This is a genomic window from Cryobacterium sandaracinum, from assembly GCF_004403415.1.
Taxonomy (GTDB): domain Bacteria; phylum Actinomycetota; class Actinomycetes; order Actinomycetales; family Microbacteriaceae; genus Cryobacterium; species Cryobacterium sandaracinum.
Genome location: NZ_SOGO01000022.1, coordinates 1 through 22,998, shown reverse-complemented (window position 1 = coordinate 22,998; position 22,998 = coordinate 1). Strand labels below are relative to the sequence as shown.

Genomic DNA, 22,998 nt, shown 5'->3' with positions numbered 1-22,998 from the left:
ATGGTGACGATCAGCCTCACCCAACTGCAGGATCAGCTCGGCAGCGACCTCCAGTCAGACGGTGGCGGGCGACCGACCCGCCGCGACCTCACGGGAGTCCACATCTCCGAGCTGACCGACCCGACTCCGTACCTGGGCGGCGGCGAACTACTGCTGACCACGGGAATCCCGCTGGCCGGAACCGACGAGCATGTACGCCGATACGTGCGGCGGCTCGTCGACCACGGGGTGTCAGCCCTCGGGCTGGGCCTCGGCGCGGGCACCGACCACGTTCCGCCGCACCTCGCCGCCGCGTGCCGCGAGGCGGGGCTGGCGCTGCTGATCGTTCCGGACGGAACCCCCTTCCTGCAGGTTTCCCGGGCGTACTGGGACATCGTGGGCCGCACCGAACAGGCCGATTTTGCAGCGAACCTGGGGCTGCAGACCTCGCTCGCGCGCGCCGCCACGCGGCCGGGAGCGGCAGCATCCGTGGTGAAGGTCCTGGCCGAAGCGCTGGGCGGCTGGGCCGCGTACCTGCCGGCCGACGGCACGCCGGAGTCTCTCTGGCCAACGACCGAGAGCCGGGTGCTGCCGAAGCTCCGAGAGGAGACGGCCCGGCTGAACCTGGCCGGCACGCACGCCGCAGCGACCTTCCCGCTGCTGGGAACGGATGTCGTCGAGTACTCCATCGTGTCTGGCCGGCGAACCGCCGGGTTCCTGGCGGTCGGAGCCGGGCGGGCGCTCCGCCCCGCGGACCGGCAGCTCATGCTGACCGGCTGCATGCTGCTGTCGATCACGGCGCAGCAGGACTGGGAAATGCGCCGGGCCAACGCGATCCTGGGCGGAACCGCCACTACCCTGCTCCTGCACGGCTACGTCGACGCCGCGCGCCTTGCTGCGGTGGAGTTGGGACTGCCCCCGGTGACGGACCGGGTGCGGGTCCTGGCCGTCACCGGCGAGCAGGTGGACCTACTCTCTACCGAGGAGCTCGCCGATGCGGTAGCCGCGATGGCGACGCGGGAGGATGCCGCGGAGCTGCGGCAAAGCATCCGGCGCTCGAGCCTGCGGTGTATCTTCGACGGACTCAGTTACGTGGTCCTGGACGTGCCGCACGTCGCTCCAGACGTCGCTGGCGGCGCAGCTGCATCGGCCAAGACGGTGAAACTGGAGCATCCGGCGCCTGTGCCGAGGCGACTGCCGGGTGTCGCTCCCGACCGACTAGGGGCCGCGATGAGCGGTCCGGTGCTGCCGTCCCAGGTCTCTGGCATCGTGGTTGAGGTGGGCCGGGCCTGCCGGCGGGCAGCGCCGGGACAACTGGTACAGATGGAGAACGTTCTCGACCCGCTGGCCGATTCCTGGGTCGAAGCGCTCAAGGGCTACACCAGGGCGGATCTCGTGGATACCGTGCGCTGCTACCTGCGCCATCGCGGCCAGTGGGAGACGACCGCTCGGGATCTGCAGCTGCACCGCAATTCGCTGCGGCACCGGATCGAGATCGCCTCCCGACTGATCGACGCGGACCTCGACGATCCCGATGTGGCGGCGAACCTGTGGCTGGCGCTGCGCGGCGTCACCGCGCAGCCGGTTCAGCCTGCTTAGCCCCGGGGTGCGACGAGAACCGCAGCGCCGGTGAGCCAGGTGCGAATGGAGTCGTTGTGCTCGCCGAGGGCCGGCGGCGCGCTCGTGCGCGGGGCCAGCGGCGGCGTCCAGCTGACGGGGTGCCGAATCTGGCGGCCCATGGTGGCACCCGAGGCGTCCTGCACCTCGATCGTCGGCTCCAGGCCCAGTGATTCGGCGAGCTCGATGCCCTCGGCGATGGTGGCAACCTGCCCGGCCGGTACGCCGGCATCCGTGAGCCGGTTCTGCCAAGACAGCGCCGGAGCCTCCGCGAGGCGCGCTTCCAGGAGGAGCACGAGTTCCTCACGGTGGTGCACACGGGCCGAGTTGGTCGAGAAACGCGGGTCGGTTGCGAGTCGCTCGTCGCCGAGCACCCGGGCGAGCTTGGCGAACTGGCCGTCGTTACCGCAGGCCACGGCCAGTGGTCCGTCCGCGCAGGCAAGCAGCTGGTACGGCACGATCGACGGATGCCGGTTGCCCATTCTTCCGGGAACCACGCCCGCGCCGAGGTACGCCTGCGCCTGGTTGGCGAGCGCCCCCTGCAGGCTCGACAGCAGGTTCATTTCCAGCCGGGCACCGAGGCCGGTGCTCGCTCGGGCCGTCAGGGCGGCGAGCACGCCGATGGTCGTGTCTTTCGCGGTGAGCACATCTACGAGAGCGACGCCCGCTTTCATCGGGCCACTCTCGTCCCCCGTGACGCTCATCAGCCCGCCCAGCGCCTGGACCATGAAGTCGTAACCGAGCAGGTCGGCCCCACCGCCGCTGCCGAAACCGGTGATCGAGGCGTAGATGAGGCCGGGGTTCTCTGCCTTGAGGCTCTCATAGCCCAGGCCGAGCCGGTCCATCCCGCCTGGCTTGAAGTTCTCGACCACCACGTCGGCCCTGAGGGCGAGAGCGCGCGCGACGGCGAGGTCGGCGTCGTCGGTGAGGTCGAGGCAGAGGGATTCCTTGTTGCGGTTCACGCTCTCGAAATAGGTGGCCCCCGTGGCGGAGAACGGCGGACCCCAGCTGCGGGTGTCGTCACCGCTGCCCGGCCTCTCCACCTTGACCACCCGTGCTCCCAGGTCGGCCAGCGTCACGGTGGCCAGCGGACCGGCCAGTACCCGGGAGAAGTCCGCGACCAGGATCCCGGCGAGCGGCTTCGAGGTTGGACTCCGGCTGACTTCGAACTGATTCTGCACTCGTGCTCCGTTGACTCGGTTCGGATGATGTTCGGGTTTCCTCGAATCTAGTGGCGAGTCAGAGCGGTTTCATTGGACGGATCATCCAGAGTCTGGACATGTCTGCACCCAGCCTGCGGACATCCGATGCACGGATGCCCGGTTCAAACACCGCCACGCGGTGGAACCCGATTTGGGTGATGGATGCCGCGACGCCGGCCAGTACAAGGGCGATATTTGTTGCCCGGCCGATGCCCGGTTCGAGCACCCCGCCGCACCAGACCGGAACACCGGGCACGTCCGTGACACCGTGGATAACGCTTTGCTAACGCGTCGAATAGCGGACGTCCTCCTGGAGGTGTGGAGGGTCAACGGGTGGGACGGCGACACCGTCAATGCGGCGCCCGATGAACACGATGCTTTCGGCTGGTTCAGTTTGGACGAGGCGACGTCTTTGGACCTAGCTGATGATGAGTACCCAGCGCTCTTCAAACAGGTGCTGACCTAATCCCTGAGGGACCGGTTCCCACCTGCCGGCCGGCCCAGAGAGCCGAGGCCAAGCTAGCAGAGCCTTGGACGGCCATACGGGCACTGGATCGGAACCGTAACGACTGCCGTACGCCCTCAGGGTTCCCAATTCGGAAACTCGTTTGAGTCCGCAGAGCGAGTCGGGGGCCGGTGTCGATGCGAGACTGGGCCCGTGCTGGAAAACAACGAACGTCGTCTCGTGACTGCCGCCGAAGCGATAGTGCGATCACTGCCAGACGATGACACGCACACGGTCGCCTCGGCGGCCATGGATACCCAGGGCAATGTCCACACGGGCGTGAACGTTTTTCACTTCACGGGTGGGCCATGCGCCGAACTCGTCGTCATTGCAGCCGCCGCGCAGGCCCTCGCCGGCCCCCTCGTCACCATCGTCGCGGTCGGTGACCGTGACCGTGGTGTGCTCGCTCCGTGCGGACGGTGCCGACAGGTCTTGCTCGACCTTCACCCCGATGTGGCAGTCATCCTGCCCCTCCCCGGTGGCGACGTGACCGCGGAACCCCTACGCGATCTACTACCCCGCAGCTACTCGGCACCGGAGCCCGCATTCGGCCCCAGAATCGTCTACTTCAACCCTCGCTACTACGACAGCATTGCTTCGGGTCAGAAGACAATCACGATCCGCCACCACGATCCCGTCCAGACTGGATCGGCAGTGCTTGTATTCGACGACGGAGACACCATTCGGCGGCTCAACGCCAAGATCGAGAGCGTCGAATCACGCCGCTTTGATCACCTGAGCAACGACGACGCTCGCCAGGAAGACCTCCCCGACGCTGACGCTCTTCGCGGAGCACTGCGCACGCACTACCCGGACCTCGAAGGCCACGATGTCGTGGACGTAGCGACGTTTCACCTGGTGACTGCTTGACGCGGTCACGGTTCCGCTGCTGAGGGACTTCCGTCTGGCCTGGACGGCCGAGCCTGTCGTGCCAGACTCGCTGGATGGACCAGGCAAGAGACACGGAATTCGACACCATCCTGATCGGTGGTCGTGAGCAACGTGCGATCGTCATCGTCGATCACGACGACACATGGCCCTCAAAAGCAGCTTCCATGGCTCAAAAGATCCAGGACTCCCTGGGCCCAGCTGCGCTGTCGGTCGAACACATCGGTTCGACCTCAGTCCCTGGACTGGCTGCGAAATCGGTGATCGACATGCTGCTTGTCGTGGCCAACATTGACGACGAGGAGTCCTACCTTGTGCCAATGGAATCCATCGGGTTGCAGCTCCGTGTCCGAGAATACGGCCACCGGATGCTCCGCACGGCGGAGTTGGACTTCCACGTGCACGTTCTTCCGCCAGAGTCCGCTGAGCAAATCGACTACCTCGACCTCCGCGACTGGCTCCGGGTCAGCGCTGCAGACCGTGCACTCTACGAATCCACGAAGCGGACGCTCGCGGAGAACACATGGAGCGATATGAACCACTACGCCGATGCCAAGAGTGCAGTCATCCAGCAGATACTGACCCATGCACGCAACTGGCGAGCAGGACAGCCCACCAGCTGAACCGTCCCCACGGAACCACGTCCCGGCGACGGTTCCACCGATGCAACGGTCGCGGATCTGGTGCGGGGTGTTTTCATGGCGGGCGGCGAGTAGCTTGTTGCTATGACTGAGCTGTTGGCGGCTCGCGTGACTGTGCCGGATGCTGTCGGGCTCCCGTTCCATGTCGGCCGTGACTTAGCCGCCGAGTTTGGCGTCACTCTCGCTAACCCCGATCCTGATGGGCCGCCGATCGGTGGCCTCGCGTGGCCAGGGTCGTTCTACATCACGTCGCAGAACCCCCCTGCGGGCACTGAGCTTTACCTTTGACTCCGTCACAGTCGAGATCGTTGGCTATGGCGAGGCGGACCGCGATTCGCTTCGGAACTCTCCGGTCGCGCCGCCGGCGGACGAGACCCATGCAAAAGTAGAGCCGGTGAGTTTAGTCGACCTGACTCCGACCGCCAGCGTCGACCAGAACCCGGACTGACGATCGGTGGGTCTTGTCGCCCGCGTCCGTTGGCGGTTTCATTTCACCACGTAACGCGAGAGACCCTCGACGTGAGCGGGGTTCGGAGAAACGGCTGTTCCTACGTGTCAGGGCCAGTACCTCAGAGCAAGTCCGCCGTTTGACGCTCAGGGCGGATGTTCGCTGGATTTATTTGCCGGCCAGAAGAGCGAAATATCCCGGAATCTGCTGCGAAAGACCGGTGGATTTCATCGGGACCACTTCGATGTTCACCGGCCCGTCCGCGATCAACTGCCAGTCCGAATCCGAAAATGTGCTGTGCCGTTCCTGGGCGCCGAAACGCCCGGGGCGGGGCAGGTTTTCCAGGGCGCTCTGCAACTGCCGGGGTATGCTTCGCGGCGTGGCACCCAGCTGCTGCAGGTAGGCGAGGCTGTTTCCTTGGAAGTTGGTTTCGGCGAGGAACACCCGGCCGCTGCGCCCGATGACGGTTCGCAGGTTGGCAGCTAAGCTGGACTGTTTGTCGGGTTTCAGGACGTGAAAGACTCCGCGGACAAAAACGTTGGCAGGCCCCATCCGCTCCAACAGGTGCTCTCCCGCTCCTACTCCCGCAGCATCCATGACCATGAAGTCGGCGTTCTGGACGCCTTCAGCTTCCCTCCTCGCCAACTCGACCGCGCCGGTTGAAACATCGATGCCGAGCACGCTTGGAAAAAGACCAGCAAGCCAGCGGGTGTAGGTCCCGTTACCACACCCGACGTCAATCACCGGAAGAGCCGGATCAAAGTGGGCTACGACGGCGTCGGAGTACTGCGCATGCTCGGTCCGGGATCCGGAGTCCCACAGCACGTCTCCGGAACGGCCGGTGGTGTGGATTCCGCGCCAATACCCATCCCACGCGGCCGCCGGGTCTCTCGGTACCCGGGAAGTGAGGCGTACTACTGTTGGGACAAGCAGCATCTGTTCCCAAAGCTTTGACATGCCCTAACTCTACCGACGCTGCGCGAGACTCCGGAGCTGATCCAGTACCTTCGCGGGCGGCAGCGGGTAGCTGTAGTAATAGCCTTGCCCGTAAAGGCAACCCATGGCCTGCAACTGGATCGCCTGCTCGGCGGTTTCGATGCCTTCCACGATCGCTTTCAGTCCCGCAGAGGAAATCAGCTGAAGAATGGCAGCAATGAATTTCAACTGCTGCGGGTCCGAGCCCATGTCCTGAATCAGGGATTGGTCGACCTTCACAGTGTCCGCGGGAAGCGACCGGAGATAGCTGATGGACGAATAGCCGGTACCGAAGTCGTCAATTTGCAGCCCCACGCCCATGTCCCGCAGCCCGCTGAAGACCTGTTCTTCCGCCGTTCCCCTAGACATCAACACGGTCTCGGTGATCTCCAAAACCAAACGCCGCGGAGCTACGTGATGCCGGTCCAGCGTATCCCTGATGTCCTCCAGCAGATCACTGCGAAGCAGTTCGGCGGCGGAAAGATTGATGTGCAGACGGAAGTCCGTCAGGTCAGGTGCGGTTTCGCTCCAGCGTCTCATCTGGGCGACTCCTTCATGCAGCACCCACCGCCCCAGCTCTAGGATCAGGCCGGTTTCTTCCGCGATGCGGATGAAGCTGTCCGGCATAATAATTCCGCGCACGGGATGATGCCACCGAAGGAGGGCTTCGATGCCTATAACCCTGCCGGAGGCCAATTCGACCACCGGCTGGTACCGCAGTGCCAGTTCGCCGCCGGCAACAGCGCTGCGTAGTTCGGCGGTTATGCGCGAGCGTTCCCGGACAGCGACGAGCATATCGGGGTGGAAGAGCTGGACGTTGTTGCGACCCTGCTCCTTCGCCTGATACATGGCGATGTCAGCATCGCGCATCAGCGCCTCGGCCGGATACCCCGGCGTGCCGATGCAAACCCCGATGCTGGCCATTGCCCAGACCGTTTCGGTTCCGACACGCACGCTGTCCTGCAGTTGCTCGGATGCCCGCTGCGCAATTTGCAGGATCTCCTCTTCCGTGGCCTCGGTGATGACGATGGCAAATTCATCCCCACCCAGACGGGCCACTGTATCGGCGGCCCTGACGGCGGACCGGAGACGCTTGGCAACCTCGACCAGCACGGCGTCACCGGCACCATGGCCCAGAGTGTCATTTATGGCCTTGAAAGAATCCAGATCCAGCACCAGCACGGCCGGGGCTTTCCCGCTGTCCGCACTGGCCAGGATTGCCTCCTGGATCCGCTCGTTGAGCAGGGTCCTATTCGCAAGGCCTGTTAAGGCATCCGTCTTGGCCATCTGTTCCAGCTCAGCCTGCGCTCGCCCCAACATGGCCGTACGGTCGGCAACCCGCCGTTCCAGATCCGAGTATATATGGTCAAGTTCCTCCGCGAGCAGGTTGACACCCGTGATGACAGCATCGATGTCATCCCTACGTTCCGAAGTTTTCATGCGTGTGTCGAGCTCACCGGCAGCCAACCGGACAATGCCCTCCACCAACTGCTGCAGGCGCGGGTCCTCAGCGGCCTTTCCCGAGCTCATATCGTCCAAAGGTGCAATCCACGACGGGAAGTCTGGCCCTTTGCAGACCCCGGCCGAAGAACTGGTAACTGCCCCGGGGTCGCCCTGAATCGATCTGTCACGCGCTGAATCCTGCGGTCACCAGCGACCTCCGATGTGGGCCCACTATCGATACTCCACCAAGAGGAGTACCCACCCGAAGGCGCCTGCCAGCCCGACGGGCGGTCAGTAACCCTGCCGGTTGGCCGGAACGTGTCGGGCACCGCCACCGCCGGTTCCCCGCTCAAAGGACAGACGCCCGGTGTGGCCCTCATCGCGGCAGGCAGCACTTCCCGGCGCTCATGCACGGGCACTAAGCCAGTCCAAGGCCTCGCTGCGCGATGTAAAAAAACGAGTCGGACAAGGCGGGACGTGCACACCGAGGAAGAAGTTCGCCAGGACCCGATCTACAGGCGATTCGCCTAATAGAGCAATGCGTGAGGCGCTGCAGGGAATGGACCAAACAGCCCTGGCCTCACGGCTAACCGAACCGACCGCTGCCATATCGACGAGCATGGGATGCTCTTCCTGCTGGCAGACCTCGTTGACTTTCGCCATCGCGGCCCGAGCGTCCTCGACCTGAACGTGGACCCCGGGCAGCCAGCGCAGATGGAGAAGCCCGCTATCACTCATTTCAATGCTGAGCTTTGCCTCGTTTGCAGCGACCGGATCCACCACCACGTGTCCTCCCCCGAGCACGCCGCCGAACCATTCAGCCGCTCCTCAAAGGTACTCGGGTTCATCGATTTCTCCCGTCACGAGGACGGTGGGTTGCAGGCGGAGAGCGGTTCTTGCCTCTGCAGGCACGGAGGATGCAATGTATTAGTGCGAGTATCCAAATGCCGGGTCCAATACCGATCAGGTATGCAGGTTACTGATCTCACAGCGGCCATGAACGAATTACGACTGAGCGACCTCTCACGGGACATCCGGAGCTCCTACACGGCAAAAAGCTGGGGCCTGTCTCCCGACGTAACTGTGGGCGGAGTGGCCCCGGGCTGCTCCCCAAGGTTCGTTTTTGTTTATCGCGGGTCAGTTGTTGGTCACGAGGCCAGTTGCAGAATCGAAGGTTACGCCGGCACCGGAGGAGTCGTCGATGATGCGGATCCGCTTTACGCAGGGAAGTCAAGGAGGAGCTCGGTCTCGAGGTCGACATTGTCGCCGTGGTCGATAGCTATGGTGGCGTCGACTTGACGAACGAGTATCCGAACGGTGACGTCGTGAGCTACGTCACGACCGTCTACCTCTGCCGCCTTGCCGAGGAACTGCCAGTCCTCGAAACGGAAGAGTTGACCGCTGTCGGCTGGTTCTTTCCCCTCCAGATCAAACAGCTCGATCGGTTCGAATGGATAGATCGAGTCATTGACGACATCGGGCCCAGCTTGAACGGGCTCGATTCAGCCCAAACGGTACCCTCTCACGCGATCACCTAGGAGACAGCAGCCTGGACATCACGTTTACCGCGCTCGACCTGCCAGCTGACCACGCTGCACTGATGCAGTTCATGATGACTAACGAGTTCCCCTTCCACGTGAACGCCAGACCGTCCCGCACGGATCTCGAGCGAAAGACCTCCGAGGGAGCATTTGGCGGCCCCGCTCACGCGAGCTTCTGGGTCCAATCGGAATCCGAAGGGCGCGTAGGCCTCGTGATCCTTGAAGACCTCCTCGACGACGCACCCTTGTTCGACCTGCGGCTATCCGCGAACGCTCGGGGCCGCGGGTTAGGCGCGCCCATTCTGCAGGCCCTCACCGCCGATGTAATCAAGCGATGGCAACCGATTCGAGGGGCAAACCCGCGAAGACAACATCGCGATGCGTAAGACTTTGCGTCGCTCAGGGTTCATCAAGGAAGCTCACTACCGCGAGGGCTGGCCCGTGACCGGCGCGCGCCCGTTGGCATCAGCCGCCTATGCGATTCCTCGTCAAGATTGGGAATCAGGCGAGACCACAAACTTCGTTTGGGAAGATCTCACCGTCTGAGGGATAAACCGTCCCGGTAACCGTTCGCTTTCCGGAGACCGCTCGCGACCGGCGGGCAGCAGCGCGTCAGTCGCCCTGATGCTGATCAAGAGCGCTCTTGAGGGATCAAGCCGCGACACATCCGCTCGGTCGGTCGAAGCGTAAGGCAATCCGCATGATGTCTACGTTGCCAATCCTTGTCTCTACGGCATCGGACAGGGCCGCTGAGGGCCAAAAAGTCACTGAAGTTGTGGCAGACGCGGACCGCTCGCGGGCCCCGGCCTGGTCCCGGAGCTTCTGGTCACCTCTCTCGAGGCGAGCCTGGATTTCTGGTGCCGCCTGTGCGGATTCGAGGTGCTCTACGATCGCCCCGACGAGGGGTTTGCCTACATCACCAGCGGCACGGCGCACATCGTGCTCGAACAAAGAGGATCAGGATGAAACTGGATACCTGCCGCCTTGGAGCCGCCTCTCGGCCGCGGGATCAACTTCCAGATCACTGTGGCGTCGATAGAACCGCTGCTGAGCGCTCTTGACGCCGCGAGCTGGACCCTCTTCATGGAGCCGGAGACGAAAGTGGTACCGGACCGGCATTACCGAGGCCGGAGTGGCCCAGTTCCTGGTGCAAGACCCGGATGGATACTTGATCCGGTTCCAAGCAGCCCTTGGCCGCAGGCCTGCCGAGAATGGCACCCTCTAACACTGCAGCCGAACGCCGCTCCGAAGGAGCGGGCTCACTCCGACTTGGCCGGTTGCTCGAGAAGTACTGTGGAACGCATGACTCCAACGATGCCGATCGTCGTCTCTGCGACATCACCGACGTCCGCTGAAGCCAAGGACGTGTCGCTTCGGTACTACGAGGACATTGTGGGTCGCTACCACGGGCGACCCGCGTCTCGGCAGGAGACCCTGGATGCCCAGGCCGGATACCCCAGTAACGACCTGGTCGCACCACTCGGCCTCCTTCTGCTGGCCCGCCAAGGAGCCAGCGTTCTCTGCTGTGCAGGAATGCGGGTGCGCCCCGGCGACATCGGCGAGGTGACCAGAGTCTTCGTGGAACCGGCGGCGCGCGGTAAGGGCGTGGGTCGCCTGCTCATGAAGGAACTAGAACGCAAATCCCGCGAACTAGGACTCGACGCATTGCGGTTGGACACACGAACGGACCTCGCCGAAGAGCGAAGCCTGTACGCGTCCCTTGGCTACATCGAAGGAGCCCCACACACCACGGACCCATACGCGAACCACTGGTTCCGGAAAGAACTGGCGTGAATTCCGATTCTTGAGGGCCAGCGAAGGACTTAGTCGGTTTATAGTACCCGGTCCGGGTTCGGCCTCTGACACAGGCTGTTCAGATTTAGATCTTTGAAGTTCCTTGGACGAATCAGCGTCGGAGCTTGTGGCTAGCACGGAGCTTCTGAGGGCACTGAACCATCGAATCGATGGGCGACGATCGCGGCGTGGGACCGCTTGCCCGGATCGGTTCGGGTGTTCACCGCGTGAACGTCAAACCCTGCGGCCTCGAGCTGCGAACTCATCTCACCGATAGGCCAGAAGTAGGCGGTCGTAACGGCGTGCGGAAACGGCTCGACGGTGTCGCCCTCGAAGAAACCGAGGAGGAGGCTGCCTCCAGGAACAATACAGCGGGCGAACTCGCGCAAAACCGCTGGCAAGTCACTCGGGGAAAGGTGAATAACGGAATACCACCCAAGAATTGCAGCTGCGTATCCGTCCCGGACAGGACTGCCCCGAGTTCAGTTGACTCAAAGGGTTAGTGGTTTCAGGCGGCCTTGAGGGCCACGTTTATTGTCTCAAACTCGATCGGGGTGAGCCTACCGAGGCGGCGCTGCCGGCGCTTTCGGTGGTAGGTGCGCTCGATCCAGACCACCATCGCCAGGCGCAGTTCCTCCCGGGTTGACCACCGCTGACGATCGAGGACGTTCTTCTGTAGCAGGGCGAAGAACGACTCCATCGCGGCGTTATCGCCGCATGCGCCAACGCGGCCCATCGACCCGGTGATGCCGTTGTTCTTCAGCACCCGCAGGAACGCGTTGGAGCGGAACTGCGAGCCTCGGTCGGAGTGCAGGATCGTGCCGTCGATGGTGCGCTGGCCGATCGCGTTCCGGGCGGCTGCGACGGCCAGGGACGCCTTCATCCTGGAGTCGATCGAGTACCCGACGATCTTGTTCGAGTAGACGTCTTTGATCGCGCAGAGCTAGATCTTGCCCTCGTCGGTGCGGTGTTCGGTGATGTCGGTGAGCCAGAGCTGGTTCGGGCGTGTCGCGGTGAATTTCCGTTTGACGTGGTCGGCGTGGACGGGCGTGCCGGCCTTGCGCGTGAGGCCGCGTTTCTTCGCGAACACGGACCAGAGCCGTTGCTGCGAGCACAGCCGCCAGACCCGGTTCTCACCTGCGGTGAGGCCGACCTGGCCGAGCTCGTCGGAGATGAACCGGTAGCCGAACGCGGGGTTGTCTCGGTGGATATCCCAGGCGGCGTTGGTGAGGTGGGCGTCGTCCCAGTCGCGCTGGGAGATGGGGTCGCGCTTCCATTGGTAAAACGCTTGTTTGGAGAAGCGCAACACCCGGCAGGTCACCGTGACGGGGACACCGTCGACGGCAAGTTCAAGGACCAGTGGGTAGATCATTTTGGGTTGACGTCCCGGGACAGATAGGTGACGGCACGGCGCATGACCTCGGCTTCCTGCTCGAGCAGCCGAATGCGCTTCTTCGCATCCCGCAGCTCAACGGACTCTTTCTCGGTCACGCCCGGCTTCACGCCTTCCTCGACGTCGGCTTTCTTCAGCCAATTCGCCAGGCAAGACTCCGAGATCCCGAAGTCTTTCGCGATCTGATTCAGCGGGGCTTCGTGCTTCCGGGCGACCGCGACAACATCGCAGCGGAACTCGGATGGATAGGGCTTGGGCATGATGACATCCTTCCAGCGAAGACGAATCTCCACAGGTTAGGAGTCAACCAAACCGGGGACAGTCCCCTTCCTATTTCAGCGGTCGGCTGTCACCAACCTGGCGGCTCAATTCACCGAGCGCGCCGCCAGTGCCTTGGTGAGGGAGCTTGTGGAGGTTGTGGAGCTGTTGATGCGCCAGTCGGTCTCCTTGAGGAAGTGGAACCAGACGAAACCGGTGACGTCGGGTTGCTTCGCCAGGTAGGCCACCAAGGCGGTGTTCCACTTCGACTTCGACCCGCCGGCCTCGGCGGACGAGGTTTCGGCGATAATGATCTGCTTCCCGGGCGCCAGTGCGCGCAGTTGGGCGAGCCCGGTGTCGAAGAGGGCCGCTGGTGCCTGCCAGGTGCTCCAGGCCGCCGACGTACCCCAGTTGTACCCGTCCAGCGCAACGACGTCGACGTACGCGGCGCCGGGGTAAAGGCCGGCCAGCGGGGTCGAACCGGTGTACGGGATGTTCGGGCTCCAGACCCAGGACACGTTGGTGGCTCCGGCTGCGGCGACGACTTCGTGCACGTGGCGCCAGGCCGCAACGTAGTCGCCCGGGGCGTTGCCGTTAACGCTATCCGCCCAGGGATACCAGTTGCCGTTCATCTCATGGCCGTAGCGAAGCATCACCGGCTGCCCCCAGGCGGCCAGGGCCTGGCCCCACTGGGTGAGGTAGGTGTCGTAGGTGCCGTCAGTGATGCGAGTAGAAGAGTAGGCCGGCTGGCTTAGCCCGCCGCCCCAAACCCAGGGTTCCCAGGTGATTAGGCTCGTGGCTCCGCGCGCCCGCACGGAGTCGAGTTCGGCGATCGACAAGGCCTGGTTGAAGTCTTTGTACGACATCACGATCGAGGGGCTCTCGTTTACGAGAGTGGCGACCGCGTCCAGTTCGGAATTCGCCAGGGCGCCGCCCGGGGTGGCCACCCCGAAACGTAGACGGGACGCGCTGATTGGGGCGCTCGTTGTAATGGCCTGCTGGGTGAGGGTGGTGGTGGCTGCCGGGTCCACCGCGGTGGAGACGGGGGCGAAGCTGACGGTGAAGGACGCGCTGGCCGTCACGGTGCCTACTGTTGCCGTCACCGGCAGGATGCTGGTTGTGGTGTTGGGAACCGTCAGATCGGCGCTGAAGGTTCCGTTCGCCCTGGTTTGAACCGCAAGACGGGTAGTTCCCATGGTCACCGTGACCGCGGTGTTTCGCGGAAATCCGCGTCCGCTGGCGGTGAGTGTGGAGCCGGCCGGGCCGGTGTTCGGGCTCAATGAGAGAGTGGTGGCACTCGACGCGGCCGACGCGCTGGGGGCGGCAGCCATGCCGGTGGATCCGGCCAGGATGGTAAGTAACACGACCGAAACCGCGACCGCGGATCGGATGTGACGGTGTGCGCGCATGGAAGCTCCCGGGTGGGGAGATTCACTCGGATACCACGGCACAATGCCGCAGTGAAAATCTCTTGTGTCGTCAGAGTAGGGCATCAAGGGGGCCCGCGGAATCGGTGGGTCTGCTGGCCGCTACTATAAAAAAACAGTAATGCGCGTGTACTTGGGGCCAGCACGTTGGGGCATCCAGGAGGGTGGTGGCGTGCGAGGAGAGTCGCGCCGTGCCTGCTGGCGGATCCGGCTCGCCCGGGAACACCGCACTCCTGCGGGACGCCAAGGAGCAGAGCCTGGTCACCTGCGACAAATCGCCCCTTTCACCCGAGTGCACCTCCACGCGGGCGAGAGCGAGGCCGTTCAACTCGCCCTCGAACCGCGGAGCTGTACCCACTGGGATGAGAACGCCGCGGCGTTGCGCATTGTCGGCGGTACTTACACCGTCACAGTCGGCATCCTCGGGGCCGGCGGCTGGACCAAGGAGGCCACATTCCCGCTGAGAAGACTGAATCAGCCCGACTTGTCCCCGTCTTGAGCCGGAGCCAGGAAAGCGCCGACCAGCACGCTGAAGAATTAAAAGTTTCGAATGCTTTCGGCGGCAACAACGACCTCATTGCTCACCCGAATATCGATCTCGGCGTCGTCCCCACTCCGGGTCCGCAACGCAGAGTGCTAAATTACTTAGTAGGTCATCGCTAGTTCGGATGCGTTCAGCGACGTTTAGCGTCGCGATTGAGCGGCCGCGGAGATTTCGGATTGACGTTGTCCACCTCCCCCTTGATGGGGGCGGTATCGACACCCCTACCGAATTACAGATCGGACCCGCATGTTCAGCAACCTAACCGGATGGCATTCCCTGATCATCCTTGCAATCGTCGTGCTTCTCTTCGGCTCGTCCAAACTTCCCGCCCTTGCTCGCAGCCTTGGGCAGTCGACAAAGATTTTGAAGAGCGAAATGCAGAGTAAGACCCCCGCCGAATCAGGCCTCGATGCCCCGGTGGCCGCTACACCCGAGTCACCGGAGCCTGCCCCCCGTCTCTGAGACGGTGCCAAAGGGCATACAAGGAACGCCCGCGATATCGTCGCGGACGTTCCTTTTTTCGTAGCTGGTCCGGGGTCAGCCGGAGATGACCTTCCCGCCCTCGCTGCCCTGCGTGTCCTGGTTGAGCTGGGCGTCGGTACAGACCCGTCGGACCTTTACAACCTGCACGGTCAACGTCAACCAGATGGCGGCGACGATGGTGAAGATCGCTATGACCGTGACCTTTCCCGTCGTGACAAAGGGTTTGGGTTCGGCCGGATGGTATGCCGACTGGCCCACCGTGACATTCACGGTTACCGAGTCTGTGATCGGTTGCTCGCCCATAGACGGTGTGTAGTGGGCGAAGAATTCCTGCGGCCCGGCCTCTGACGGCCGGTACAGGTGGTCAGAGTCTCCGCCCAGGGTCAGGACGGCGACGCCCGTGGTATCGGTGGCGATTGTGCCCAGGGGAAGGAGCCGTTCCCCCAGTGCGCTCGTCGTCGTGAGGAATTCGACATCCCCCTGGGACATGGGTCGACCGTCCGGATCGGTGAGGGTCGCGGTGAGCCGCACTAGGCCGGTCGCTTCCACCCCGGTCAGGGCGATGGATGCCGTGTCTGACGTCGTGTCCGCCTGAGCGGGAGCCGCAGCCCCGATTGCCGCCCCACCCATCAGCCCCACGAGCAGGACGACGATACCCACGGATCGGGCCATCCGCCCGTTACCATCGACCTTTTGCCCGGATTCTGCTTTCCGGATAGTCCCATTCGCGGCGTCGATCTCCTCGATCTCGTCGATGGACAACAGGGGCACCACCCGGAAGAGCAGCATGAGCAGCAGCGGAACGGCGGCCGCTGCGGCGAGGGTCATGGCCACTCCGACCCATGTGATTCGAAAGTCGCCGAAGGTTCCGGTCATGTTGTCGAATGTGGCCGGAGCAACGACCATGAGCATCCGTTTCAGCCACATTGCCGGAACGACGAGGGCCGCCGCTGTGACGATGCCCCACACATTCCTGGTCCAGGGTAACGCCATGATCACGATCGGCAGTACGCCCCCGACGATAACGAATAGCCAAAACCAGACGGCCAGGCGGCCGAGCAGGAGCTCGTGAAACACTGCGAGGGTGTCTGGTTCACCGATGTACGCGCCAGGCAGGAGATCCGCAAAGGTCATATAGAGATAGGTCGCGGAGAAAGTGACCAGCAGCATCCCGAGACGGACGAAGTGTCTTGGGGTGATAAACGCCTCCAGGTGGTAGCCACGACGGAATGACGCGACGACAAGGATGACCAGCGCTACGCCCGAGTAGAGTGCTGCGACGACGAAGTACGGCGCCCAGATGCTTTCATTCCACCAGGGGCGGTTGGTTAGGGTGAAGGCCCATGACAGCACGGAATGCACCGACACCGCCAAGGGAATGATCATGATCGACACCAGTCCAAGTGACCGGTTCAGCACCCTCCGTTGTACAGGGTTACCCACCCAGCCGCGAGATAGGACTCTGTACAAGCCGGCTCTGAACCGGCCGAGCCGGTGCGGGCCCTCACCATGCAGGATGGCCATGTCCGGCACGAGTGGCAACAGGAAGAACACCAGGGATGCGGCGGTATAGGTCATCACGGCGATAAAGTCCCAGAACACTGGGGCCGCGAAGTTTGGTTGGGTCAACAGCTCCCAGACTCGCTCCGGGCGTCCCAGGTGCGGGATGATGAGTGCCGTGCCCACGAGCACAGTTACTACTGCGGTGCCCTCGGCAAGCCGGGTGAGCGGTGCACGCCAGTCGGCGCCGGTGAGGCGCAGGATCGCGGAAACCACCGCTCCGCCGTAACTGACCCCAATGAATGTGATCACGTCGGCGATGTAGATGCCCCAGAACGCCTGATCGTTGTAACCGGCGACGCCCATCCCAAACACAAGCTGTACGATCCAGGCGACGACACCGGCCAGGACCACAATGCCGAGGGCGGTGATCGCGTACCAGTAGCGGCGGCTGGGGGTCCCGAATGGGCGAAGCGCTGCGGCCCGGACCGGGTTGCTCACGAGAGGTCCTGTCCGTGGCCGCGAATGTAGTAAACCCGCGGGTTGGTCCCGAGTTCCTCCTTGAATCGCACGGCGTCGTTCTCTTTGAGAAATTCGGAGAGTACCTTGACGTCACCGAGGCCATTCACGGCGACGTCGGTGATCAGGTCGCCGACATACATGACACCCATTGGGCAGCCGGTCACGCACGCGGGTAGTTCACCGTACGGCAGTCGGTCTGCGCATAGAACGCACTTGCCGACTGTTCCCTTCTGTTGGGGCACCGGCATTTGCGGCGTCGGAGGGAACGGCATCATGGTGACTGGTTTTGGTTCGTTCCAGTTGAAGTAGCGCGCCTCGTAGGGGCAGGCCGCCATGCAGGCCCGGGAGCCGACGCAGGTGTTCGGGTCGACGAGGACGAGCCCTTCGTCAGTGCGGAAGGTGGCGCTCACCGGGCAGACCGACAGGCACGGCGGGTTCTCACACATCATGCACGGCCGTGGCATCGGATAGGTGCCCCCTGTGCTGTCCTCCATCGAATACACCTTTATCCAGGTCTGCTCCTCCGGTAGCTTGTGCCGCTGTTGACAGGCGATTGTGCACGCTTTGCAGCCGTCGCAGCTTCGGAGGTCGATGACCATGCACCACGCGTGCTCCGGTCCTTTCCCCTTCTTTCCATTCGTTCCTCCCTGCCCGGTTGTCGCCTCCGCGTCGTCGTTGAGGAACCCGAGGGCTATGGCACTTCCGCCGGCTGCCGCGATCCCGAGGGTGGCGAGGAGGTTGCGACGGCTGAGAGTGTGCCCCTTACCTGCCACGCCGGCACCGGTCTTTCTCACCCGGTTGTCGCCTGCCTCGACTGGCTCGTCTGCTTTATTAGACATTCGAATGTCCTGCCAAACTGCTTGGTGTTCGTGAGTGGAACGGGTAAGCGCTGCGTTCAGCGCTCGGAGACACGCCGTGGGATGCGTCGTGGGATTGCCGGGGCGAACGTCACCAGTGCGGCGGCGGCCGCGATCAGCGCGAGAGCCGATCCGGGAATGCCCCACATTGTGAAGTTCATAACCACGGTCGGGCCCACGACCAGTGGGGTGAAAGAGTCGATGGTCATCGGTGCGGAACCATCCAGGTTGTGTCCCATCTGCCAGAGGTGGAACTGCACATCGGCCAGCGCCCCGACAGGTATAAGCCACAATCCGGTGCAGGCGAGACGTCGCCACCAGGCTCTGTCCGCCGCTGTCGCAATGATTACTCCCAGCACAGCGAGCAGGATCACAAACGGCCACAGCGTCATCTCGGGCATCCCCGTAGCGTCGAAGCGCGGCATCCCGATGTAATGCGAGAGCACCGTGATCTCACTCAGGTCGCCACTGACGCTGTTGCCGTACGCTTTGATGTCGAGGCCGGCTGGGTATTGGGGGGCGAGGAACCTCATTTGCCAGATCGGCAATGTGGCAGCGACGAGTACCAAAGCGATCCCGGCGGCACCGGCTACGATCCGCGCGATTCCGATTCGCGTCACCGAACCTCGCCGGAAAAAGCGGGCGAAACCTTCGGTTCCTGCCGTCATGAGACCGTCAGCGTTCCTTCCATTCCGCCTGACCGATGCCCGGGTATCGAGCAGTACACCGCGTATGTGCCCGGTGCGAGGGTGACGTCTGCCTCGACGGTTTCACCGGCATCAGCCATGAGATGCACATGCAACTCATCGATCAAGAGGTCATGCCCTGTCGTTCCCTTGTTCGTGAAGCGGATCGTCGTTTCGCCCGCGACCGCAGTGAGGGCGGCCGGCGTAAAGGAGAACTCCTTGCCGACCACGGCAAGCACCGCGGTGGACGAGCTGGACGAGGACGTCGCCGACCGGTCAGACTGAGCCCCGCCGGTGCTGCATGCCGTCGCCAGCAGGACCACGGTCAAGAACAACGATGCAAGGCCCGCGCGTCGCGAGGATGCCGGCCTCATCAGGCACCCGCCGGTGCTACAAGCAGCCACCCGTACATTTCCATGTGCATGGCAGAGCAGAACTGAGCGCAGTAGAAGGCGAACGATCCCACCCGGTCGGCGGTGAACTCCACGCTCACGGTCTCCCCCGGGTCGAGCGTGGCCTGAAGGTTGTGATTGGGCACTGCGAATGTGTGTGTGGCGTTTTCCGCTGTCTCGATGTTGGTCAGGTGGATGCGCAGCTTCTCACCGACAGTGACCGGGATCTGCTCCGGAGTGAAGTGGCTGCGCATGACAGTCGCGTAGACATCGACGAAGCCGTCCGCGCGCACGATTCGCTCCTGCCCGGAGGCGGTCGCGAACTCCGATTTAGCCATGGTCTCCGGGCTGGTACCCGGAGGGTAGACCGTGAGCGGGTTGAGCCGGTCGACGCTGATAATCTGCGCATAGTGCGGCTCGGATCCGCCGAGGGGCAAACTGCTCAGCACGCGTGGCGGCGTGTGATTAATGTCGAAAAGCTCCAAGTTCACCGGATGCTGCGGACCAAGTTTCTGCACCTGATCGAGCGACCACTTGTTGAGGGCGACCATGTACGTCCCGACCGGCGCTACGGTGTCTCCGCCGGGGATCGCGAGGTGGCCAATGTTGTAGTGCACGGGGATCTTCTCAAGAACGGTAAACGGCTTTTCAGTCACACCGGCATCGGGACCCAGGGTCCACTTGATGATCGCACTGTCAATGAAGAGGCTCGTGTACGCGTTGCCTTTGCCGTCGTACTGCGTATGGAGCGGCCCGGCACCGAGTTCGACATGCGCCGCAGTGACGGCCGTGATCGGGATGATCGGAACGCCGTAGCGGTCCGTGCCCTCGAAGTTCTTGTCCTCGATGGCCTTCTTGATCATCGTGATCGAGTACACCGTCACGGCCGGGTCGAGCTTGCCCGCGATCACGATGTAGTTTCCGTCGGGAGAGACCTCAACTCCATGCGGATTCTTCGGCTCAGGAATGAAGTGCAGGATGCCCTCACTGATGGCCACTTGCAACGGGATCACGCGGATGCCGTTCCGCATAATGATCTTGCCTGCCGCGACGACCTTTTCGGCTTTCTTCCAGTCAATGACGTGGAGGTAGTCGTATTTGTTCTTGGCCGCCCCGATTTCAATCGGCGGGTTCTTGTGAGACATGCCGACCGAGAGCTCGGCGTTGAACGAATTCAGGAACCCGTAGCCCGCGCTGGCCAGCTTGCCCATGTCCGCGAGATCCTGATTATAGGGTGGGAGCTCGATCTGAAAGCTTTTTTCGGGCACCAGGTGGCCCGTCGTCTGGTCGATCGCACACCAGCTCGAGAAGCCTCGATAAAGGTCCGCGTAGCTTTCGAGCGGCGCATATCCGTTATCGGTAATCGGCCGGGGAGTGATGGACGACACATGGGCGTACTCGGAATCGGGCGTGACGAACACTCCGCCGTGAGCGCTGCCGATGTTGGGGATGTCGTAGATCTGCTTCGTCTTGTAGTCGGCGAGGTCAACCATACCGATCCGCCCGTTGGCACGGTCGTTGACGTACAGCCAGCGGCCGTCATACCGGCCTTCGGTTTCCGAGAGGGCGGGATGGTGGGTGTCGCCCCAGCTCAGCAGATTGCTCTTGGTCGGATCGGACCCCCGCGGGATGACGCCGTCAACGTCCGTACCAAAGCCATATCCAGAGAATGAATCGCGAGAGAACACGGGAATGATCTTTAGCAGCCGCATCGAAGGGATGCCGATGATCGAGATCTGACCGGAGTGCCCGCCGGACGCGAACATGAAGAACGGATCATACTTGCCGGGTGGCACCACCGACGTCAGAGCCGCACGGGCCTCGGCACCGGTCAGTCCCCGGCTTGAGGCCACAGCCGCGAGTTCCCCACCGGCTCCTAGATTGTTGCCAACGTTCGTGCCGGTGATGCCAACGGCCGCGCCAGCGACCACACCACCGCCAACCTTGAGAAAATCTCTTCGTTTCATGGCGGGGATCTTCATGGCATGTTCCTCCTACTTGTCGCAGGTTCACACGGCTTTTCGGCGCGCAAAACAGGCACTAATGGCAGGTCATGCTCGCCCAGCTGAGGATCCCGAACAGGAGGCGGGCCACTACGGGCAGTGGGTCGCGTCAAAATACGCTTGACGCACGTCGTCACGTTTGCCGCGGCGGCTCCCACGATGCGACCGGCGAGACTTGGCCGGGGGCATGGGGTGGACGCACTCCACTTGGAATGCGTTCTAGCCTACCAATTGGATGATGCTCATCGAAGCATACCGGGTCTCGCCCCCGGTTCCGGAACAAGGGCGGTAGTTCTCATACTGTCGCCGCCGGCACAACTGTGGATTTCGTGGGTGAACGGATCGACACCAGTCGGAGCCAGAGCGCCGACGCTTCTCAGCCTTTGTGAATCAGGTCTACGATTCTTTGAGCGTTGTCGTCTGGAGCGATGCTGATCTGCACATGATCATCCTCCAAGGCTTCCATCACCACGGCGGCAGCCTGTATCTCGCCGCCGATCTTGATAATCAGGCGCGCCGAATCTCCGGCTTGGACAGCCTTCACCGTGAGGGCGTTAAAGACGATCGCCCCGTCTTCGGTGAACGTCACGTCAACCGCGTTCTGCCCCTCACCTTCGGCGATGGTGGCATCCTTCACTCCAGCTCGCTCAAGTGCGGATGGGAGAACAACATTCTCGCCATTGACCTGAACGCATTGCGGGTCCGCCCCATCAGCGCACGTCTCCGATACTGCCAACTCGATCGCTCCCCCTGTAGCCGACGCTGTATCGCTGGCGCCAACACCAGCCGAACACCCACTGAGGGCCAACACGATAAGTACGACCAGAGAGAGCCTGGGGGTTCGAGAAGCCATGAATATTCTTCCTTAGACGCGGGAGATGAGTGCTGGTACAGCTGCCGCGTCCAACCATTGTTGCCCGCCGCGGATTGGCGATCTACAAATTGGTCATCTGCACCAGCAGCGTCTCGGCGGCACTGGAGATGCTGCCAATTGAGGAGAGAGTGACGATGCCAGCAACGCCCCAGAACCAGTGGACGCGCTTTCCATCTCGGGGCACAGGTTACCAGGCATGGACTGGCGAGCGTTCGGGGCGTTCACTTCGCGGGCATCACGGCCGGGCGCCGCTCCATGTGCCGCCAAGCTCCTCCGGTCAGTGGACTCAGCGTGACGAGCGTGTAGACGACCGCGACGATTCCGAAGGCGAGCGACAGTCCGATCGTGTCGGCGGCGATGCCGCCGAGCAGGGCGCCGAACGGCACCCCCGCCCACGCACCGGCGTTGATCAAGCCGAACACCCGGCCGCGCATGTGTTCGGGTACGCGCTCGAGTTCCACCGCGCCGAGAATTGGGTTGATCGCCCCAGCCGCCAGGCCCGAGAGCACGGTCATCGCGACGAGCACGGGCAGCGGCGCACCGATAGCGAAGGCAGCGCTCGACGGGCCGCCAGCCACGGCGAAGCAAACCGCCAGGGTCACGCGGCGGGGCACCCGGTGAGCGACGAATCCGAAGGCCACGTTGCCCACCAGAGCGCAACCGCCCATGACCGCCACCAGCAGACCCAGAGCGGCCGCGCCTCCCAGACGATCGTTCGCGTAGAGGGGCATCAGGGTCGAGCCGCGGGCGGCGTCGAGCAGGTTCGTGACCAGCACGAGGCCCACGACCAAACGCATCAACGGGTCGTGGATGACGAAGCGGAATCCTTCAGCCAGGTCGGCCCAATACGAGGTACGGGGAGTGTCAACGCTGTCGCCGCTCAGCCTGACGGTGGCAGGGACGGCTGCCACGAACGCCCAGGTCAGCAGTGCTGAGACCGCGAACGTTGCCGCGTTGACGAAGAGGGCTGCGATCGGCCCCAGGAGCGCGACGAGCAGGCCGGCGATCGAGGCGCCGACCAGCTTA

The 22,998-nt window shown here is 63.2% G+C and carries 21 protein-coding genes and 2 pseudogenes; 10 read left to right on the top strand and 13 right to left on the bottom strand.

Annotated elements, in window-relative coordinates:
• On the top strand, positions 1-1,578 hold the full coding sequence (locus tag E3T25_RS07370) for a PucR family transcriptional regulator (protein ID WP_134373397.1): 1,578 nt from the start codon (positions 1-3) through the stop codon (positions 1,576-1,578).
• On the opposite strand, the gene E3T25_RS07365 is transcribed toward E3T25_RS07370, so the two are convergent.
• On the bottom strand, positions 1,575-2,777 hold the full coding sequence (locus tag E3T25_RS07365; protein ID WP_241980712.1) for a CaiB/BaiF CoA transferase family protein: 1,203 nt from the start codon (positions 2,775-2,777) through the stop codon (positions 1,575-1,577). The two genes, E3T25_RS07370 and E3T25_RS07365, sit on opposite strands and share 4 nt — an antisense overlap.
• A 160-nt stretch (positions 2,778-2,937) precedes the next feature.
• On the opposite strand from E3T25_RS07365, the gene E3T25_RS07360 reads away from it, so the two are divergent.
• The 3 genes from E3T25_RS07360 (at position 2,938) to E3T25_RS07350 (ending at position 4,814) form a co-directional block, all read left to right on the top strand.
• Complete coding sequence (locus E3T25_RS07360; protein WP_134373395.1) at positions 2,938-3,264, top strand: NUDIX hydrolase; 327 nt, start codon at positions 2,938-2,940, stop codon at positions 3,262-3,264.
• Positions 3,265-3,456: 192 nt separating this feature from the next.
• Positions 3,457-4,173, top strand: a complete 717-nt coding sequence (locus E3T25_RS07355) for an ASCH domain-containing protein (RefSeq protein WP_134373393.1) — start codon at positions 3,457-3,459, stop codon at positions 4,171-4,173.
• A gap of 74 nt (positions 4,174-4,247) precedes the next feature.
• Positions 4,248-4,814 (top strand): GrpB family protein, encoded by a 567-nt coding sequence (locus tag E3T25_RS07350; RefSeq protein WP_134373391.1) that lies wholly within the window; start codon positions 4,248-4,250, stop codon positions 4,812-4,814.
• A gap of 634 nt (positions 4,815-5,448) precedes the next feature.
• On the opposite strand, the gene E3T25_RS07345 is transcribed toward E3T25_RS07350, so the two are convergent.
• From E3T25_RS07345 to E3T25_RS07335, 3 genes are all read right to left on the bottom strand, one after another.
• On the bottom strand, positions 5,449-6,237 hold the full coding sequence (locus tag E3T25_RS07345) for a class I SAM-dependent methyltransferase (protein ID WP_104101742.1): 789 nt from the start codon (positions 6,235-6,237) through the stop codon (positions 5,449-5,451).
• Positions 6,238-6,246: 9 nt separating this feature from the next.
• Positions 6,247-7,785, bottom strand: a complete 1,539-nt coding sequence (locus E3T25_RS07340; protein ID WP_134373472.1) for a putative bifunctional diguanylate cyclase/phosphodiesterase — start codon at positions 7,783-7,785, stop codon at positions 6,247-6,249.
• Positions 7,786-8,103: 318 nt separating this feature from the next.
• Complete coding sequence (locus E3T25_RS07335; RefSeq protein WP_369827978.1) at positions 8,104-8,484, bottom strand: DUF7793 family protein; 381 nt, start codon at positions 8,482-8,484, stop codon at positions 8,104-8,106.
• 440 nt (positions 8,485-8,924) lie between these two features.
• Between E3T25_RS07335 and E3T25_RS07330 the strand changes: the two are divergent.
• From E3T25_RS07330 to E3T25_RS07315, 3 genes and pseudogenes are all read left to right on the top strand, one after another.
• A pseudogene (locus E3T25_RS07330) lies at positions 8,925-9,236 on the top strand (NUDIX domain-containing protein); the annotation flags it as partial.
• An 810-nt stretch (positions 9,237-10,046) separates the two neighbouring features.
• Entirely contained in the window at positions 10,047-10,205 is a 159-nt protein-coding gene (locus E3T25_RS17925) for a VOC family protein (protein ID WP_420898235.1), read from the top strand.
• Between the two features lie 336 nt (positions 10,206-10,541).
• Positions 10,542-11,033: a GNAT family N-acetyltransferase gene (locus tag E3T25_RS07315; RefSeq protein WP_134373387.1), complete on the top strand. Its 492-nt coding sequence runs from the start codon at positions 10,542-10,544 to the stop codon at positions 11,031-11,033.
• 508 nt (positions 11,034-11,541) lie between these two features.
• Here the strand turns inward: E3T25_RS07315 and E3T25_RS07310 are convergent.
• Together E3T25_RS07310 and E3T25_RS07305 are read right to left on the bottom strand one after the other, a co-directional pair.
• Positions 11,542-12,686 (bottom strand): annotated as a pseudogene (locus tag E3T25_RS07310) (IS3 family transposase).
• Between the two features lie 105 nt (positions 12,687-12,791).
• On the bottom strand, positions 12,792-13,787 hold the full coding sequence (locus E3T25_RS07305; RefSeq protein WP_338145472.1) for a glycoside hydrolase family 26 protein: 996 nt from the start codon (positions 13,785-13,787) through the stop codon (positions 12,792-12,794).
• A gap of 91 nt (positions 13,788-13,878) precedes the next feature.
• On the opposite strand from E3T25_RS07305, the gene E3T25_RS17385 reads away from it, so the two are divergent.
• From E3T25_RS17385 to tatA, 3 genes are all read left to right on the top strand, one after another.
• On the top strand, positions 13,879-14,079 hold the full coding sequence (locus tag E3T25_RS17385) for a hypothetical protein (protein ID WP_241980730.1): 201 nt from the start codon (positions 13,879-13,881) through the stop codon (positions 14,077-14,079).
• A gap of 153 nt (positions 14,080-14,232) precedes the next feature.
• Positions 14,233-14,610, top strand: a complete 378-nt coding sequence (locus E3T25_RS17920; RefSeq protein WP_134373383.1) for a fibronectin type III-like domain-contianing protein — start codon at positions 14,233-14,235, stop codon at positions 14,608-14,610.
• 291 nt (positions 14,611-14,901) lie between these two features.
• On the top strand, positions 14,902-15,117 hold the full coding sequence (gene tatA / locus E3T25_RS07295) for a twin-arginine translocase TatA/TatE family subunit (protein ID WP_134373381.1): 216 nt from the start codon (positions 14,902-14,904) through the stop codon (positions 15,115-15,117).
• A gap of 75 nt (positions 15,118-15,192) precedes the next feature.
• Here the strand turns inward: tatA and nrfD are convergent, their stop codons facing one another.
• The 7 genes from nrfD to E3T25_RS07260 all read right to left on the bottom strand — a co-directional run.
• Positions 15,193-17,139 carry an NrfD/PsrC family molybdoenzyme membrane anchor subunit gene (gene nrfD / locus E3T25_RS07290; protein WP_134373379.1) on the bottom strand — a complete coding sequence of 649 codons (1,947 nt, stop codon included), beginning with the start codon at positions 17,137-17,139 and terminating at the stop codon, positions 15,193-15,195.
• Positions 17,136-17,999 carry a 4Fe-4S dicluster domain-containing protein gene (locus E3T25_RS07285; RefSeq protein ID WP_134373377.1) on the bottom strand — a complete coding sequence of 288 codons (864 nt, stop codon included), beginning with the start codon at positions 17,997-17,999 and terminating at the stop codon, positions 17,136-17,138. The genes nrfD and E3T25_RS07285 overlap by 4 nt, the downstream gene beginning before the upstream one ends.
• Before the next feature lie 56 nt (positions 18,000-18,055).
• Positions 18,056-18,637: a hypothetical protein gene (locus tag E3T25_RS07280; protein WP_134373375.1), complete on the bottom strand. Its 582-nt coding sequence runs from the start codon at positions 18,635-18,637 to the stop codon at positions 18,056-18,058.
• Positions 18,638-18,681: 44 nt separating this feature from the next.
• Positions 18,682-19,026 (bottom strand): cupredoxin domain-containing protein, encoded by a 345-nt coding sequence (locus E3T25_RS07275; protein ID WP_241980727.1) that lies wholly within the window; start codon positions 19,024-19,026, stop codon positions 18,682-18,684.
• A gap of 50 nt (positions 19,027-19,076) precedes the next feature.
• Positions 19,077-21,077, bottom strand: a complete 2,001-nt coding sequence (gene nosZ / locus E3T25_RS07270) for a Sec-dependent nitrous-oxide reductase (protein WP_134373371.1) — start codon at positions 21,075-21,077, stop codon at positions 19,077-19,079.
• Between the two features lie 397 nt (positions 21,078-21,474).
• The gene (locus E3T25_RS07265; RefSeq protein WP_104100445.1) at positions 21,475-21,735 is read right to left on the bottom strand and encodes a hypothetical protein; all 261 of its coding nucleotides are present in this window, start codon (positions 21,733-21,735) and stop codon (positions 21,475-21,477) included.
• 458 nt (positions 21,736-22,193) lie between these two features.
• Positions 22,194-22,998 (bottom strand): MFS transporter (locus E3T25_RS07260; RefSeq protein ID WP_134373369.1); only part of this gene is annotated, 805 nt, incomplete at its 5' end.